At 74.7% G+C, this 14,918-nt stretch carries 15 protein-coding genes; 7 read left to right on the top strand and 8 right to left on the bottom strand.

All coding sequences use genetic code 11. The features are described from left to right. Positions 1-173: 173 nt before the first annotated feature. On the bottom strand, positions 174-980 hold the full coding sequence (locus tag ACFYZ4_RS34260; RefSeq protein ID WP_351299454.1) for a hypothetical protein: 807 nt from the start codon (positions 978-980) through the stop codon (positions 174-176). Further along, positions 980-2,260, bottom strand: a complete 1,281-nt coding sequence (locus ACFYZ4_RS34265) for a VWA domain-containing protein (RefSeq protein WP_390785755.1) — start codon at positions 2,258-2,260, stop codon at positions 980-982. Before ACFYZ4_RS34265 ends, ACFYZ4_RS34260 begins: the two co-directional genes overlap by 1 nt. 172 nt (positions 2,261-2,432) lie before the next feature. Between ACFYZ4_RS34265 and ACFYZ4_RS34270 the strand changes: the two genes are divergently transcribed. Then, the gene (locus ACFYZ4_RS34270; protein WP_390785756.1) at positions 2,433-2,798 is read left to right on the top strand and encodes a DUF6204 family protein; all 366 of its coding nucleotides are present in this window, start codon (positions 2,433-2,435) and stop codon (positions 2,796-2,798) included. Positions 2,799-2,823: 25 nt separating this feature from the next. On the opposite strand, the gene ACFYZ4_RS34275 is transcribed toward ACFYZ4_RS34270, so the two are convergent. Together ACFYZ4_RS34275 and ACFYZ4_RS34280 are read right to left on the bottom strand one after the other, a co-directional pair. Then, entirely contained in the window at positions 2,824-4,473 is a 1,650-nt protein-coding gene (locus tag ACFYZ4_RS34275; protein ID WP_390785757.1) for an FAD-dependent monooxygenase, read from the bottom strand. A gap of 76 nt (positions 4,474-4,549) precedes the next feature. After that, entirely contained in the window at positions 4,550-4,960 is a 411-nt protein-coding gene (locus tag ACFYZ4_RS34280) for an organic hydroperoxide resistance protein (RefSeq protein WP_030770995.1), read from the bottom strand. Positions 4,961-5,087: 127 nt separating this feature from the next. Here ACFYZ4_RS34280 and ACFYZ4_RS34285 point away from each other — a divergent pair, with 127 nt between their 5' ends. Then, the gene (locus ACFYZ4_RS34285; RefSeq protein WP_351299466.1) at positions 5,088-5,573 is read left to right on the top strand and encodes a MarR family transcriptional regulator; all 486 of its coding nucleotides are present in this window, start codon (positions 5,088-5,090) and stop codon (positions 5,571-5,573) included. Positions 5,574-5,620: 47 nt separating this feature from the next. After that, positions 5,621-6,655, top strand: a complete 1,035-nt coding sequence (locus tag ACFYZ4_RS34290; RefSeq protein ID WP_351299469.1) for a PHP domain-containing protein — start codon at positions 5,621-5,623, stop codon at positions 6,653-6,655. 54 nt (positions 6,656-6,709) lie between these two features. On the opposite strand, the gene ACFYZ4_RS34295 is transcribed toward ACFYZ4_RS34290, so the two are convergent. After that, complete coding sequence (locus ACFYZ4_RS34295; protein WP_351299472.1) at positions 6,710-7,657, bottom strand: UbiA family prenyltransferase; 948 nt, start codon at positions 7,655-7,657, stop codon at positions 6,710-6,712. Between the two features lie 76 nt (positions 7,658-7,733). On the opposite strand from ACFYZ4_RS34295, the gene ACFYZ4_RS34300 reads away from it, so the two are divergent. From ACFYZ4_RS34300 to ACFYZ4_RS34310, 3 genes are read left to right on the top strand one after another with little or no spacing between them, the layout of a single operon-like run. Further along, on the top strand, positions 7,734-8,792 hold the full coding sequence (locus ACFYZ4_RS34300) for a 3-oxoacyl-[acyl-carrier-protein] synthase III C-terminal domain-containing protein (protein WP_351299475.1): 1,059 nt from the start codon (positions 7,734-7,736) through the stop codon (positions 8,790-8,792). Positions 8,793-8,822: 30 nt separating this feature from the next. Then, positions 8,823-9,407, top strand: a complete 585-nt coding sequence (locus ACFYZ4_RS34305; RefSeq protein WP_351299478.1) for an isoprenylcysteine carboxyl methyltransferase family protein — start codon at positions 8,823-8,825, stop codon at positions 9,405-9,407. After that, entirely contained in the window at positions 9,404-10,432 is a 1,029-nt protein-coding gene (locus ACFYZ4_RS34310) for an NAD(P)/FAD-dependent oxidoreductase (RefSeq protein WP_351299481.1), read from the top strand. Before ACFYZ4_RS34305 ends, ACFYZ4_RS34310 begins: the two co-directional genes overlap by 4 nt. A gap of 68 nt (positions 10,433-10,500) precedes the next feature. On the opposite strand, the gene ACFYZ4_RS34315 is transcribed toward ACFYZ4_RS34310, so the two are convergent. Continuing rightward, entirely contained in the window at positions 10,501-11,538 is a 1,038-nt protein-coding gene (locus ACFYZ4_RS34315; RefSeq protein ID WP_351299484.1) for a hypothetical protein, read from the bottom strand. Between the two features lie 184 nt (positions 11,539-11,722). On the opposite strand from ACFYZ4_RS34315, the gene ACFYZ4_RS34320 reads away from it, so the two are divergent. Next, positions 11,723-13,354, top strand: coding sequence for a carboxylesterase family protein (locus ACFYZ4_RS34320; protein WP_351299487.1), 1,632 nt, complete (start codon positions 11,723-11,725; stop codon positions 13,352-13,354). Here the strand turns inward: ACFYZ4_RS34320 and ACFYZ4_RS34325 are convergent. Beyond that, positions 13,338-14,105, bottom strand: coding sequence for a hypothetical protein (locus tag ACFYZ4_RS34325; protein ID WP_351299490.1), 768 nt, complete (start codon positions 14,103-14,105; stop codon positions 13,338-13,340). The two genes, ACFYZ4_RS34320 and ACFYZ4_RS34325, sit on opposite strands and share 17 nt — an antisense overlap. 82 nt (positions 14,106-14,187) lie before the next feature. Then, entirely contained in the window at positions 14,188-14,907 is a 720-nt protein-coding gene (locus ACFYZ4_RS34330) for an MOSC domain-containing protein (protein WP_351299493.1), read from the bottom strand. Between the last annotated feature and the right edge of the window lie 11 nt (positions 14,908-14,918).

The raw sequence follows: 14,918 nt of genomic DNA on the forward strand, positions 1-14,918 counted from the left end.
GGGGGGGGGGGGGGGGGGGGGGGGGGGGGGGGGCCCGGGCGCGCCGGCCCCCGCCCCCGCCCCCCCCCCCCCCCCCCCGCCCCCCCCCCCCGGCCCCCCCCCGCCGGGGGGGGCCCCCCCCGCCCCCCCCCCACCTCCTTGTCGTACAGGACCGTTCAGGCCTGCCCGCTCCGTCAGGCGCCGTTCGGCACCCGCGAGGGCCGGCCCGAGCCGCGCGTCAGGGAGTACCCGAACATGCCCGCGGCGGCTGCGAGCACCCCGCCCATCGCGGTCCAGATCCAGCGGTCCGACCACCAGCCGCCGGACCAGCCGTCCTCCGGCTCGCGCAGGGACGCGGTCACGGTGCCGGCGACCAGGGGCGTGGAGAGGGCGCCGTCCACCGCGTGGACGCCGCCGGTCTCCTTCACGTCGGCCTCGACGGCCGCGCGCACCGGCAGGCCCAGGTCCTCCTCCGGCAGGTTCACGACCGTCAGGCGGACGTAATAGCTGCCCGGCAGCGGGTCGTTGGCCCACTGCTCGGCGCCGGCGCGGACCGTGCGCAGGGTGCAGGACAGTTCGACGGACGCGGCTTCCTTCGCCGCGGCCGCGCTCTGCGTGCCGTACGTGCACGCCTGCCGGCGGCGCAGCCCGTCGTACACGTCGAGCTGCCAGGTCGAGGCGCCGTGCCGGCTCGCCGACGCGGGCAGCGTGACCGCGGCCTTCACGGTGGCGCGCTGCTGCACGTCGAGCGGCAGCACCCAGTAGAGGTAGTCGCCGGTGGACGCTTCGGCCGTGGCCTTCTGGCCCGGCCGGAACGCCGCGGCGGTACGGAAGCCGGTGCCCGCCTCGGTCGGGGCGGAGTCGGCCTTGCCCTTGCCCGGGGTGGCGGTGGGGCTCGCCGACGGCGTGTCCGCGACCGCCGTGCCCACGGCCGTACCCGCCACCGCGAGGGCGGCGGCTCCGGCGAGGAGGGCGGCGGTCAGTGTGCGTACGGTACGCATCAGTTGGTCCTCCAGACGGAGATGCGCCAGCGCGAGATCCATCCCCACACCAGACCGGCCAGCAGTCCGGTGAGCGCCAGCACGGCCAGCAGCCACCAGCCGCGGCCGAGGCCGAAGGCGGCCACGTCGGAGGCGCCGTCGGGGCCGTCCACCAGGTCGATGGTCAGCTCGACGGGCATGCCCGGGGTGGTCTTGACGGACGCGGGAGCGGAGAAGGAGTTGCTGACCTGGAGGCAGACGGTCTCCGCCGCCGGCTTCGCGTCCCCGTCCTCGTCGTCGTCGATCTCGGCCTTCGGGTACCTCAGTCCGGTGGAGAGGGCGTCGGTGCGCCCGTCGCCCGCCTCCGAGCCGCGCACGATCTCCCGCCCGTGGACGGTCGTGGCGCGCAGCAGGACTCCGTAGTCCTTGTTGACGGCGCGGTCGGCGCCGATGCTCACCGAGGCGCGCAGCTCCTGGCCGGGGAGGACGTCCACCCGGTACCAGCGGTGCTCGCCGAAGGTCTCGCGGTCGCTGTAGAGGCCGGCCTTCAGCTGCGGGGCGCCCTCGCACTGCTTGGCGCCCTCGGTCGCCACCGGGTTGACGACCGGGTCGGCGGCCCGGTCGACGAGTTGGCGCACTCTGCTGGAGAGTTCCGCCTTGTGCTGCACCGAGGTGTACGTTCCGCCGGTGGCCTCGGCGATACAGGTCAGCTGGGCCCGGGTCTTCGCGTCGGGTACCAGGCCGAGGGTGTCGATGACCAGGTGGATGCCCTTGGCGGCGATCTCGCGGGCCACTTCGCACGGGTCGAGCGGGGCGCAGGTGTCCTCGCCGTCGGTGATGAGCACGATCCGCTTGGTGGCGTTGCCGCCTTCGAGGTCCTGGGCCGCGCCCTGGAGGGCCGGTCCGATCGGGGTCCAGCCGGTGGGGGCGAGGGTGGCCACGGCCGTCTTGGCCTCGGTCCGGTCGAGCGGCCCGACCGGGTAGAGCTGCTTGGTGTCCTTGCAGCCGAGCGCCCTGTCCTCGCCGGGGTAGGTCGCGCCCAGGGTCCGTATGCCGAGTTGCACCTCGGCGGGTACGGCGTCGATGACCTCGTTGAAGGCCTGCTTCGCCGCGGCCATCCGGGACTGGCCGTCGATGTCGGTCGCCCGCATGGAGCCGCTGACGTCCAGGACGAGATCGACCTTGGGGGGTTCCTTCGCCGTCGGTCCGTCGGCGGCGGTGGCGCTCGCCGGGAAGAGCCCGACGGCCAGGGCGGCGAGCAGGCCGCACGCCCCGGTCGCCAGCCGTTTTCTTGTGATCATCGCCGGATCGTATTGAGGATCGTCCGGCAATCCAAAACCGGGTGTCCGACGTGGCTTTCAGGGCGTGGGCGGCTTTCCGCCAGGTGCCCCGGCGGTGGCCGGGGGCGGTGGACGGGGCGGACCGGCGGATATCCGGGTGCATGGGGCGCAGCGGCCGATCTACTCTGCCGGGATGAGTACCCGTACCTTCCGTATCACCGTCCGCGGTGCGTTCGACGGTCTGACCGACGGCCAGCGGGCCGAGCTGCTCGCGGCCGCGCCCCAGCACGACATGCTGCGCGCGGAGTTCACCGCCGAGGGGCACCTGACGTACGACCTCGCGGCCCGGCCCTTCTTCACCTTCCGCTTCCTGGAATCGGGCGAGGCCGAGGAGGACATCCTCGACGCGACGGCCCGTGCGGAGCTGGCGGCGGAGAGCTGGCTGACCGAGCGCGGTTACGGCTTCAAGCAGCTGAAGTCGCAGGCCCAGGACCTGTCGCAGGCTCCGCTGGGCAAGCGCGGGCGCCGTGAGGCGGCCCGCGCCGACGGCCGGGCCTGACGGCTGGTACCCGCAGACTTCGCCGTCAGGCCTCGTCGTTCGTGGCGAAGACGGCCCCGAGGTGGGCGGCCAGTGGCTGCGCGGCGGGCGGGGTGAGGCGGGCGCCGAGGTAGCCGTCCGGGCGGATCACAAAGGCCGTCGGCTGGTCGACCGCGTAGAGGCGGGCGAATTCGCCGCGGGTGTCCCGGTACGCCGGCAGCGGGGTCGCACCGGCCTGGCCGTCGGGCGGGGCGTCGGCCGGGAGCACCACGCAAACCTCCACCCGGCCCCCGGAGGACTCCCGTGCCGTCCGGAGGAGTTCGTCGAGGCCGGGCCCGGTCCCGTACAGCAGGAGGAGGTGCTCGCGCTCCCGCAGGAGGTCGTACAGCCTCAGCGGGTAGGCGGCGATGTGCCCGGTGAGCCCGCCGCAGTCCGGCGCCCGGTCGCCCGGCCGGGGCCCCCGGCCCGCACCGGGCGGGTCCACGACCGGGCTTCCCCGGTAGCCGACGAGGAGTTGGGCCTCGCGCAGCATCAGGGTCTCCGGGTCGTCCGGGTGGGCCTCGAATCCCTGGGCGGCGTGCCGCACGGTGCGGCCGACGACTTCCTCGCCGACGGGCCGGCGCTCGGCGTCGTAGCTGGCGAGGAGGGCGGGGTGGGCCGCGCCCCGGACCGCGAGGGCGAGTTTCCAGGCCAGGTTCCAGGCGTCCTGGATACCGGTGTTCATGCCCTGGGCGCCGGTCGGCGGGTGGATGTGGGCCGCGTCCCCGGCGACGAAGACCCGGCCGTCCCCGTACCGGTCCACGATCCGGTGGCTGATGCGGAACACCGAGGCCCAGCGGATGTCGGAAGCGGTGGTCGGCTCGGGTGACAGCCGGTCCAGGACGGTCTGGATGTCCGCCAGTCCGGGGGCCCGGCTGCTCTGCAGGCCGTGGGTGATGCCGTCGGAGGCGTCCGCGTCCTCGGTCTGCCGCGCGGTGGAGAGTTCGGGCGGCACCATCATCGACATCCGGTACCGGCCCTGGCCGGGCAGCGGGATGCACACCAGCAGGTCGTCGACGGCGCCGTCACCGTCGCGGTGCAGGGAGCGTACGCCGAACCCGCTCGGCAGGTCCCAGTCCACCCGTACGTCGGCGAGCATGTATTCCTCGGGGAAGGCTCCGCCCTCGTAGCTGAGCCCGAGCCCCTTGCGGACGATGCTGTGCGCGCCGTCGCAGCCCACCAGGAAAAGGGTGCGCACCTCTTCCTCGGCGCCGGACGGGGTGTGGAGCCGGCAGGTCACGCCGTGGGCGTCCTGCCGGAACGACACCAGCTCGGTGCCGCGTTCGACGGCGGTGCCGAAGCGGCCCAGGAACTCGTCGAGGATGCGCTCGGTCTCGTACTGGGGCAGCGCCGCGAACCCGTAGGGCACTTCGGGCGGCAGGGCGAGGTCGATGCGCAGTTGTTCGATGCCGTTGACGTACAGGTACTGGCCGCGCATCGGGACGGCAGCCTCCAGGGCCGCGCGGACCAGTCCCATCCGGTCCCAGATCTCCAGGGTGCGCGGCTGGACGCCCACGGCCTTGGCGAACGGCAGCCGGGCGGGCAGCCGGTCCACGATCCGGCAGGAGACTCCGCGCCTGCGGAGTTCGGCCGCGGCGGTCAGTCCGACCGGGCCGGCGCCGACGACCAGGACGTCTGTTGCGTAGGTGCGCGCCACTGGCGCCTCCCGGCGTGCGGCCCCCCTGGGGATCGGTGCCCCTCCATGGTGGCCGCGCGCCGGGTGTGCGGCATCTTTACTCGATCACGAGGTCGACGTCGATGTTGCCGCGGGTGGCGCGGGAGTACGGGCAGACCTCGTGCGCCTGCTTCACCAGCAGGGCGCCGGTCTCGCCGGCCAGGGACTCGGGGAGCTCGACGCGCAGGGTGACGCCCAGGCCGAAGCCGGCGCCGTCCTTGCCGATGGAGACCTCCGCGGTGACCGAGACCTCGCTGGTGTCGGCCTTGGCCTGGCGGCCGACGAGGCCGAGCGCGCTGGCGAAGCAGGCGGCGTAGCCGGCCGCGAAGAGCTGCTCGGGGTTGGTGCCCTGCCCGTTGCCGCCGAGCGCCGGGGGCATGGCGAGGGCGAGGTCGATCTGGCCGTCGGAGCTGACGGTGCGGCCCTCGCGGCCGTTGGCGGTGGCGACAGCGGTGTAGAGCGCGTCCATGAGAGTTCCTCTCGCAGAAATGAACCGTGGCGGCGGCCGGTGGTCGGCCGCGCTCCATTAGTAGAGCACGCAATTCAGTTGTGCGCAATTCAATGTGTTCAAGTCTGGTCCGGGTACACTGGCCGGCATGACCGAGCAGCCGACCGCGACCCACCCCGACCAGGACTTCCTGCGCCTGGACGGCCAGATCTGCTTCGCGCTGAACGCCGCGAGCCGCGCCTTCGGCGGCCTCTACCGCGTCGTCCTCAAGGACCTGGGGCTCACCTACCCGCAGTACCTGGTGATGCTGGTGCTCTGGGAGCACGGCGAGCTGCCGGTCAAGGAGATCGGGCAGCACCTCCGGCTGGACTCGGGCACGCTGTCCCCGCTGCTCAAGCGGCTGGAGACGGCCGGGCTGGTCCGCCGCGAGCGCAGCACCGAGGACGAGCGCTCCGTCCACGCCCACCTGACCGAGGAGGGCGCCGCGCTGCGCGTGCGCGCGGTGGAGGTGCCCCGGCGGATCGCGGCCGCGACCGGCTTCGAGCTCGCCGAGATCCTCGACCTCCAGACGCGCCTGAACCGCCTCACCACCGCCCTCGACGCGGCCGTGCCGCGGGAGGCAGGAGAGGCGTAGCGGCCTCCCGCGCCGGACACTGGGTCCGGGACGGCAGGAGGTACGCGATGGAACCGGTGGCGGCGCTGGACCGGATCGCCTTCCTGCTGGAGCGCGCACAGGCCCCCACCTACCGGGTACGGGCCTTCCGGACGGCGTCCGCGGCTCTCGCGCGGATGGGCGAGCGGGAGGTGGCCGAGCGGGTCGCGGCGGGCTCCCTGGAGACCGTCAAGGGCATCGGCCCCAAGACGGCCCAGGTCGTACGGGAAGCCCTCGACGGGGCGGTGCCCGTCTATCTGCAGGGCCTGGAGGACGAGGCCGCGGCGCTCCCCGAGGGACCGCCGGCCACGCCCGCCGCCACCGCGCTGCGGACAGCGCTCCGCGGGGACTGCCACGTGCACTCGGACTGGTCGGACGGCGGCAGTCCGATCGAGGCGATGGGCCGGGCGGCGGCCGCGCTGGGCCACGACTGGGCCGTACTGACCGACCACTCGCCGCGGCTGACCGTGGCCCGGGGGCTCTCCCCGGAGCGGCTGCGCGAGCAGCTGGGGGTGGTGGCCGAGCTCAACGACACGTGGGCGCCCTTCCGGCTCCTCACCGGAATCGAGTGCGACATCCTCGACGACGGGGCGCTGGACCAGGAGCCGGAGCTGCTGGAGCGGCTCGACCTCGTCGTCGGCTCGGTGCACTCGAAACTGCGGATGGACGCCCCGTCGATGACCCGGCGGCTGCTGGCCGCCGTGCGCAATCCGCTGCTGGACGTCCTGGGCCACTGCACGGGGCGGCTGGTCACCGGCCACACCCGGCCGGAGTCGCAGTTCGACGCCGAGGCCGTCTTCGCGGCCTGTGCGGAGGCGGGTACGGCCGTGGAGATCAACAGCCGGCCCGAGCGCCTGGACCCGCCCCGGCGGCTGCTGCGCCTGGCCGTGGCGGCCGGCACCTTCTTCGCGATCGACACGGACGCGCACGCCCCCGGCCAGCTGGACTGGCAGATCCTCGGCTGCGAACGGGCCGTGGAATGCGGCGTCCCGGCCGAGCGGATCATCAACACCTGGCCCGCGGACCGGCTCCTGACCTGGACCGACACCCGACGCGCCACGTGAGGCCCGCCGTCACACCGGCCGCCTGGCGCGCGGTCCCGCCGGAAGGACGGCGGCTCAGGAGGGGCGGAGCTCGACGAGCAGCAGGACCACGTCGGCCGCGGCCACCCCCATGGTGGTCAGGAACGGCAGCCTTCCGGTGGGCCGGCGGGCGGCGAGGAGCAGCGCCGCCGCCGTCGCGGCCAGCAGCCCCCAGCCGTACGCCGTCACCCGCCCCGGCGGTCCCGCGACCAGGGCCGTGGTCGAGCCGAGGACGAGCAGGGCGGCCAGCGCCGCCGAGCGCCGTACGCCGAGCCGCTGGGGCAGTCCCACCACGCCGGTGGCCAGGTCGTCCTCGATGTCGGGCAGTACGTTGGCGAAGTGCGCGCCCGCGCCGAGCAGGGCCGCTGCGGCCGTGAGCCACGGCGGCGGCCAGGGCGCGCCGGGCAGCCCGAGGGTGACGAAGGCGGGCAGCAGGCCGAAGGCCAGGGCGTACGGGGCCCAGGAGGCGGCCGTGCCCTTCAGCCGGAGGTTGTACGCCCAGGCGGCCGCGACGCCGACGAGGTGAACGGCGCCGGCGAGGAGCCCGGCGGCCAGCGACAGCGGGACGCAGAGCAGCAGGGCCAGGGCCGCCGCCCGGGTCACGGCGGCGGCCGACACCGTACCGGCGACCAGGGGTTTGTCCCGTCGGCCGGTGGCCAGGTCGCGCCGCAGGTCTGCGCGGTCGTTGCACCAGCCCACCGACAGCTGTCCGGCGGCCACCGCGCCCACCGTGACGGCCGCCCCCGGCAGGCCGCGGCCCGCTGCGGCCGTCAGGGCGGCGCTGAAGAGGGTGACGGCCGCCGCGGGCAGCGGGTGGCATGCCGCGAGCAGGCCGGACACGGTGCTTCCGGCCCCGGCCGGAGGGTCGGTGCTGGTGGGCGCGTTGCTCTCGGGGGGCGCGGTCGTGTCGGCGGTCGTCTCGGGGGCGGCGGTCGTCTTGGGGGCGGCGGTCGTTTCGGGGGTCTGCGGGGTTCGCGCGGGCACGTCGACACGGTATGCGGCGCCGCGCCCGGTTCTCCTGATTCATAACGATGTGTCAGTTGTTTCCTATGGTGAATCAATGACACGTGTTCTGGCAGTGCGCAGCGTGTTCCCTCCCCATCTCCATCCCCAAGCCGAGATCACGGAGGCGCTCGCCCGCTTCATGCCGTCCGGCTCCGATACGGCCCTGCTGCGCCGGGTCCACGCCTCGGTGCGCGTGGAGCGCCGCCATCTCGCGCTCCCGCTGGACCGGTACGGTCCGGCGAACGACTTCGGCACGACGAACGCCCTGTTCGTCGAGACGGCCCTGGAACTCGGCGCCCGCGCCCTCGAACTCGCCCTTCACGACGCCGGCCTGGCGCCGGGAGAGCTCGACCTGATCATGTCGACCACGGTGACCGGGCTCGCGACGCCCTCGCTGGAGGCCCGGCTCGCCACCCGCGCCGGGCTACGGCCCGACGTGCGGCGGGTGCCGCTCTTCGGCCTCGGCTGCGCGGCCGGCGCCGCCGGGGTCGGACATCTCCACGACCACCTGACGGGCCGCTCGGGCCATGCGGCCCTGCTGCTGTCGACCGAGCTGTGTTCGCTCACCCTCCAGTCCACGGACACCTCGATGGCGAACCTGGTGGCCGGGGCCCTCTTCGGGGACGGCGCGGGCGCCCTGCTGGCGGTCGGCCGCGACCATCCCCTCCATGCCACCGGCGCCGGGCCCGAGGTGGTGGCGGCCCGCAGCCGGCTCTATCCGGGCACCGAGCACCTGCTCGGCTGGGACATCGGCCACTGGGGGATGCGCATGGTGCTCGGCCGTGAGCTCCCCGACCTGGTCAGGCTGCACGTGGCCGAGGAGGTCGAGACCTTCCTCGCCGCCCACGACCTCAAGCCCGCGGACGTCGACGCGTGGATCTGCCATCCCGGCGGCCCGAAGATCCTCGACGCGCTCTCCGACGCGCTCGCACTGCCGGAGCGGGCCTTCGCCGCGAGCCGGCGTTCGCTCGCGGCCGTGGGCAACCTCTCCTCCGCCTCGGTCCTGCACATCCTGGACGGCGTCCAGAGCGCGGGGCCGCGGCCCGGATCGGTCGGCCTGATGCTCGGCTTCGGTCCGGGCTTCGCCTCCGAACTCGTCCTCCTCCGCTGGTGACCCGACGAACGCGATGGACCCGGTGACCTCATGAGCTCCTTGACCTCCCTTCCCTCCTCCCTCGGCCTCTACCTGCTGCTCATCGGACTCGTCGTCGCCGAGCGCCTCGCCGAGCTGATCACGGCCCGCCGCCACACCGCCTGGAGCCTGGCCCGGGGCGGACGCGAGTACGGCCGCGGCCACTACCCGGCCATGGTCGCCCTGCACACCGCGCTGCTGGTGGGCTGCGTGGTGGAACCCCTGGCCGCCGGCCGGCCGTTCGTCCCGCTGCTCGGCTGGTCGGCCCTCGCCGTCGTCGTGGCCGCCCAGGGCTTGCGCTGGTGGTGCATCGCCACCCTCGGGCGGCGCTGGAACACCCGGGTGCTCGTCGTCCCCGGTCTGCCGCTGGTGGAGGCGGGACCGTACCGGCTGCTGCGCCATCCCAACTACGTGGCGGTGGTCGCCGAGGGGATCGCGCTCCCGCTCGTGCACTCGGCCTGGCTGACCGCGCTCGGCTTCACCGTGCTCAACCTGATCCTGCTGCGCGTCCGGATCGGCTGTGAGGACGCCGCCCTGACGGACGGCGGCCGGCTGCGCGCGCCCGCCTCCGTGCACTCCGCGGGCGCCAGGCGGTGATCGACCTGCTGATCGCGGGCGGCGGTCCGGCCGGGCTGGCCACCGCCATCCACGGCGCTCTCGCCGGTCTGGAGGTGGTGGTCGTGGAGCCGAGGCCCACGCCCATCGACAAGGCCTGCGGGGAAGGGCTGATGCCGGGCGGCGTACGCCGGCTGCTGGAGCTGGGCGTCCCCGTGGCCGGGCAGCCGTTCCACGGCATCCGGTACGTGGACGCCGTCAGCGGCCGGCAGGCGGAGGGCCGCTTCCGGTCCGGCCCGGGCCTCGGCGCCCGACGGACGGTGCTGCAGGCCGCACTGGCCGAACGCGCCGCGCAGCTCGGCGTACGGGTGCTCCGCCGGCGCGTCGACCAGGTGCGCCAGGACGCGCACCACGTCAGCGCCGCGGGCCTGACCGCCCGCTACCTCGTTGCTGCCGACGGCCTGCACTCCCCGGTCCGGCGCGGGCTCGGGCTCTCGGCGCCGCCCGCTCCCCGCCGGCCGGCCCGCTACGGACTGCGCCGCCACTACTCCGTGGCGCCGTGGAGCGACCTCGTCGAGGTGCACTGGTCGGCGCGGTGCGAGGCCTACGTCACCCCGCTGGCGCCCGACCGGGTCGGCGTGGCCGTACTGACCACCGAACAGGCCCCCTTCGACGTACAGCTCGCCCGCTTCCCGCTGCTGGCGGAGCGCCTGGGCGCGGGCGCCGACCGTACGCCGGTGCGCGGGGCCGGTCCGCTGCGGCAGGGGGCCCGCGTACGGGTGGCCGGGCGGGTGCTGTTCGTGGGGGACGCGGCGGGGTACGTGGACGCGCTGACCGGCGAGGGCCTCACCCTCGCCGTGACGGCGGCGGGCGAGCTGGTGCGCTGCGTGCGGGAGGGCCGGCCGGCGGCGTACGAGCAGGCCTGGCGGGACCTGTCGCGCGGCTACCGCACCCTCACGACCTCCCTGCTCTGGGCCCGTCACCAGCGGCGGCTCGCCCCGCGGATCGTCCCGCTGGCCGCCCGGCTCCCGCGCGTGTTCACCGGGGCGGTGAACCTGCTCGCATGACACGGCGCGCATGACACGGCACCCCGCGCACGGGGCGCGGGGTGCCGGTCGGGCGGAGGGGCCGCGGGTCAGGCCGAGTGCTCCGGACGGTTCCTCAGGGCCAGTCCGGCGAGGACCGCGCCGGCCGCCGCGCACAGCACGACGGTGACGCCCGCCCAGGCCAGGGTGGAGCCCACGGCGCCGGCCAGCGGGTCGAAGCCCGCCGATCCGCCGAGGACGTGCAGGGCCACCACTCCGGTGCCCGTGACCGCGCCGGCCCGCCACACACCGGGGGTGTCCCGGAGCGCCACGAGCGCGCCGACGCCCAGGCAGAGCAGCGCGACGAGGAGGGGCAGGAAGTCGGCGGGGGCCGCGGACGGCAGGGCCGTCAGGTCGTTCGGCAGGTGCAGTGCGCCGCAGACCAGCAGGGCGAGGGCCACGGGCCAGCGCAGTACGTGCCGCAGGGCCGGGGAGCCGGCCGGTTCGGCGACGGGGGCGGCGCGCCGGCGCGGGTCGTGCTGCCGCTGCCCGTGCCGCTCCGGGTGCCTCTCGTGCTGCCGCTCCTGGTGCCTCTCCTGGTACGGCGCGTCGTACAGCTCCGTGTACGGCAGCTCGTACGGCTCCTCGAACCGCTCGTCGTAGGGCTCGTCTTCGGGCTCGTGGTGGAGCTCCTCGTCGTCCTGCTCGGTGGGACCGGCCCGGCGCTGCCGGTCCGCCGCGCCGGCCTCGTCCTTCCCGAGGATGGTGACCAGCAGGGCCACGTCCTCGATGGACCGTCCGACGGCGGCGGCGCGCAGCGTGATGTCCGCTTCGCCCCCCTCGTGCGGTGACGCGCCCAGGAGGGCGACCATCCGTTCCACGTCCTGCACGGGCCGGGTCACGGCGGCCGTGCGCAGTGCGTCGTGTCCGGCGTCGGGCAGCCGGCCGCCCTCCTTGAGGAGGCTCACCAGGGCGGTGACCTCCTCGAGGGGACGGCAGGTGGCCGCCGTGTCCAGCAGGGTCCGCATGCGCTGTGTGTTCGGCGCGTCCGGCGCGTCCGGCACGTCCGGTGTATCCGGTGCGGTGGGGTCGGGGGTCCCGCGGCGGTCTTCGTGGGGCGTCGTCGCGAGGGTGATGGGGTCATTCATGGAAAGCTCCGTTCGCCGACACGCGGGTCTACACATCGCGCGCCGGTCATCGTGCGTCATGGGAAGCGCACGCTTTGTTACATTGAGTGCCAGTTCTGCTCACTGCGCCATTCGGGGCGGGCAAACGGGGGTCTCCGCGCCGGCCCGCCGGCCCACCCGGGTCGCACGGGGAAAGGTCGTCGGCGTGCCCCACATTCGCCAGGCCCACCGCCGGTGCGCGCTGCTGCTGCCCGTCGTGTTGCTCCTCCTGGGCGCCGCGGCCCCGCCGGAGCGCCCCGCCGTCGCCCCGGACCCCGTCGTGAGCACCGACAGGGGGGACGTACGCGGCCGGGCGCACGGCGCGTACGACACCTTCGAGGGCATCCCCTTCGCGGCTCCGCCGACCGGCGCCCGACGCTGGCGGCTGCCCGAGCCGGCTCCGCGCTGGGAGGGCGTACGCGATGCCGGGGCGCCCGGGGCGCGCTGTGTGCAGTTGCCCGTGCTCGAGCCGGGCGGGCCGATCGGCTCCGAGGACTGCCTGTACCTCAACGTCACCGCTCCGGCGGGCGGCCCCGAGGCCGGAGGCCGGCTCCGGCCCGTCATGGTCTGGTTCCACGGCGGCGGCTTCTTCAGCGGCACGGGCGACACCTACCGGCCCGAGCGGCTTGCCGAGCGGGGCGGAGCCGTGGTGGTGACCGTCAACTACCGGCTGGGCGTCTTCGGCCTCTTCGCCCATCCGGAGCTCGGCGGGGCCCCCGACTTCGCCCTTGCGGACCAGCGGGCGGCGCTGCGCTGGGTGCGGGCGAACGCGGAACGCTTCGGCGCGGACCCGCGCGACGTCACCGTCTTCGGGGAATCGGCGGGCGCGCTCAGCGTCTGCGCCCACCTCACCTCCCCCGCCTCCGCGGGCCTCTTCCACAGGGCGATCGTGCAGAGCGGGTCGTGCTCGACCACGATGCCTCCCCGGGCGGTGCTGCCGGGCCTCGGCAGGTACGAGCCCTTCGTGCCCGAGCGGCGCACGGTCGAGGAGGGCGCCCGGGCGGCGGCCCGGCTCGGCTGCGGCCGGCCCGCCGGCGTACTGGACTGCCTGCGCCGCCTGGACACCGGCGCCCTCGCGACCGCCGAGCTGATGCAGCGCTTCTCCCTGGTCTCCTACGGCAACAGCACACTGCCGCTGGAGCCCCGGCGGGCGCTGGAGGCCGGGCGGTTCCACCGGGTGCCGGTGATGCAGGGCGCCACGCAGGACGAGATGCGCCTCTTCCTCGCGCAGACCCTGGCCGCGTATCCGATCGGCGACGAAGCCGCGTACCGGGCCCGGCTGGCGCAGTCGTTCGGCGCCTCGGCCGCCCGCGCCGTGGAGGCCCGGTATCCGGTGTCGGCCCACCCGACCCCGGCGGTGGCGTGGGCGACCCTGCTGACGGACGCGTCGTTCATCTGCCCGGCGTTGCGGGACGGCGCGGCGCTGGCCCGGCACGTGCCGACGTACGAGTACCGGTTCAGCGATCGCGGCGCGCCCAACTTCACCGGCCTGCCGGAGGTGCCGGGGCTGCCGTTCGGCGCGGCTCACGGTTTCGAACTGCCCTACCTGTTCACGATGGCTCCGCTGAGTGACCCGCAGCGGCAGCTCGCGGACCGGATGACCGGCTACTGGACCGGATTCGCCCGCACGGGTGTTCCGACGGCGCCGGGTGCCCCGGAGTGGCCGCGCCACGGGTCGGCGGCGGCCGTGTTGTCGCTGGCGCCGGGCGCGGGCGGGATCCGTACGGTGGACGCGCGGGCCGAACACCACTGCGCGTTCTGGGACGCGCAGTGGCCCGGGGTCACCACTTCTGGGTGATGACGTCGTAGTCGTGGGCGCGGAGGGTGAGGGTGCCGGTGTCGCCGTAGACCTGGCGGCGCCATGCGGTGAAGACGTCGGCGATCCGGCGGGCGTCCTCGGCGGCGCCCTTGCCCACCTGCCTGGTGGTGAAGGTGATGCGCGCCTCGCCTTCCGCGCGGACCTTGCGGACGCGGGTCTCCCTGAGGTGGATGTCGCTGTCCTGGTCGGTGCGGCGCTTGTCGTAGTAGGCGTTGAAGTCCCGGGTCATGTCGAACCAGTCGGCCGGGCCGCAGGGGCCGCCGCCGTTGCCCATCTCACCGTCGGTGGGCGGGCCCACGTATCCGCCGGTCTCCTGGTCGGTGGGCGGACCGGCGGGTGCGCCGGTGTCCTCGTCGGTGGGAGGACCGGCGGGTGCGCCCGTGTCCTCGTCGGTGGGCGGACCGGCAGGAGCACCTGTGTCCTCATCCGTCGGCGGACCGGCAGGAGCACCCGTGTCCTCATCCGTCGGCGGACCGGCAGGAGCACCCGTGTCCTCATCCGTGGGCGGGCCCGCATAGCCGCCGGTCTGCTGGTCCGTCGGGGGGCCGGCGTCGCCGCCCTTGCCCTCCTCCGTCGGCACGTCGAGACCGCACTCGGTCGGCGCGAGCGTGGGGACGCCGGCGGGCGGCGCGGCCTGCCCCGCCCGGGTGGTCCCGCACCCCGCCAGAACGGCGCACAGGAGCCCCGCCACCACCATGCGTCCCGTCACGGACCTCGCTGCGATTGTCATGACCATCCACCATCCCCCTTTGGCCATCAAGAGGTGATCCGGGCAGTCCCGGTTCCGCCCCGCGCTCACCTGATCGCGGCCGCTACGCGAGGACGACGGACTCCCCGACCCGGGCCGTTCCCGGGCTGATGACGCGGGCGAGCATGTCGAGGCGGTTGTCGTGCGCCCTGGCGATCATCTTCAGGATCAGCGGCGCGTGCGGAAGGTCCTGCTGCGCCTGGTTGGTCATCACACACCGCTCGCTGGAGCGCAGGAACTCGATGTGGAGGGCGTCGCCCACCCGGGCCTTGCGGCCGATCCACTCGTCCTCGACGAACGGCGCGGTGCCGGGCGGGGTACGCAGCAGGAGGTTCGGCCGGAACCGGCGTTCGTCGACCGGTACCTCCGGCACCTCGGCGCGGATCCAGTCGAGGGTGGCCGTCGTCAGGACGCTGAGCGGCAGTTGGTCGAAGTGCGAGACCTCGTCCTCGCGGGTCAGCTCGACGTCGGCGCGGCCGAGGTAGGTGCGGAGGTAGGCCGTGGGGTCGGCCACGACGCGTCCGTGCGGGTCGATCAGTTCCGGCAGGCCCGGTTCCTGGTCGCCGGGCGCGTAGCGGGAGCTCAGGTGGAGCAGCCCGTCCATCCGTCGGAAGCGCCGGGTGTTCTTGCCCGAGCCGAACTTCCCCTCGGCGTCCCGCACCGCGTACAGCCGGTCGCCCGCCAGGCCGCGCTCGTCGACCCGTACGCCGCGCAGTCGTTCGCCGCCGGTCGACTTGATCGGGTACCGCCAAATCCGCTCTATCACGCCCGCGTTCTCCGCCACCGGCACGACGG

Origin of the sequence: Streptomyces sp. NPDC001513, from assembly GCF_042894695.1 — a bacterium.
In the GTDB taxonomy this organism is placed as follows: domain Bacteria; phylum Actinomycetota; class Actinomycetes; order Streptomycetales; family Streptomycetaceae; genus Streptomyces.

Bases quoted from the DNA above. Each gene is read 5' to 3' on its own strand.
- ACFYZ4_RS34260 (WP_351299454.1), bottom strand. From the start codon at position 980: ATGCGTACCGTACGCACACTGACCGCCGCCCTCCTCGCCGGAGCCGCC.
- ACFYZ4_RS34265 (WP_390785755.1), bottom strand. From the start codon at position 2,260: ATGATCACAAGAAAACGGCTGGCGACCGGGGCGTGCGGCCTGCTCGCC.
- ACFYZ4_RS34270 (WP_390785756.1), top strand. From the start codon at position 2,433: ATGAGTACCCGTACCTTCCGTATCACCGTCCGCGGTGCGTTCGACGGT.
- ACFYZ4_RS34280 (WP_030770995.1), bottom strand. From the start codon at position 4,960: ATGGACGCGCTCTACACCGCTGTCGCCACCGCCAACGGCCGCGAGGGC.
- ACFYZ4_RS34285 (WP_351299466.1), top strand. From the start codon at position 5,088: ATGACCGAGCAGCCGACCGCGACCCACCCCGACCAGGACTTCCTGCGC.
- ACFYZ4_RS34290 (WP_351299469.1), top strand. From the start codon at position 5,621: ATGGAACCGGTGGCGGCGCTGGACCGGATCGCCTTCCTGCTGGAGCGC.
- ACFYZ4_RS34300 (WP_351299475.1), top strand. From the start codon at position 7,734: ATGACACGTGTTCTGGCAGTGCGCAGCGTGTTCCCTCCCCATCTCCAT.
- ACFYZ4_RS34305 (WP_351299478.1), top strand. From the start codon at position 8,823: ATGAGCTCCTTGACCTCCCTTCCCTCCTCCCTCGGCCTCTACCTGCTG.
- ACFYZ4_RS34315 (WP_351299484.1), bottom strand. From the start codon at position 11,538: ATGAATGACCCCATCACCCTCGCGACGACGCCCCACGAAGACCGCCGC.
- ACFYZ4_RS34325 (WP_351299490.1), bottom strand. From the start codon at position 14,105: ATGACAATCGCAGCGAGGTCCGTGACGGGACGCATGGTGGTGGCGGGG.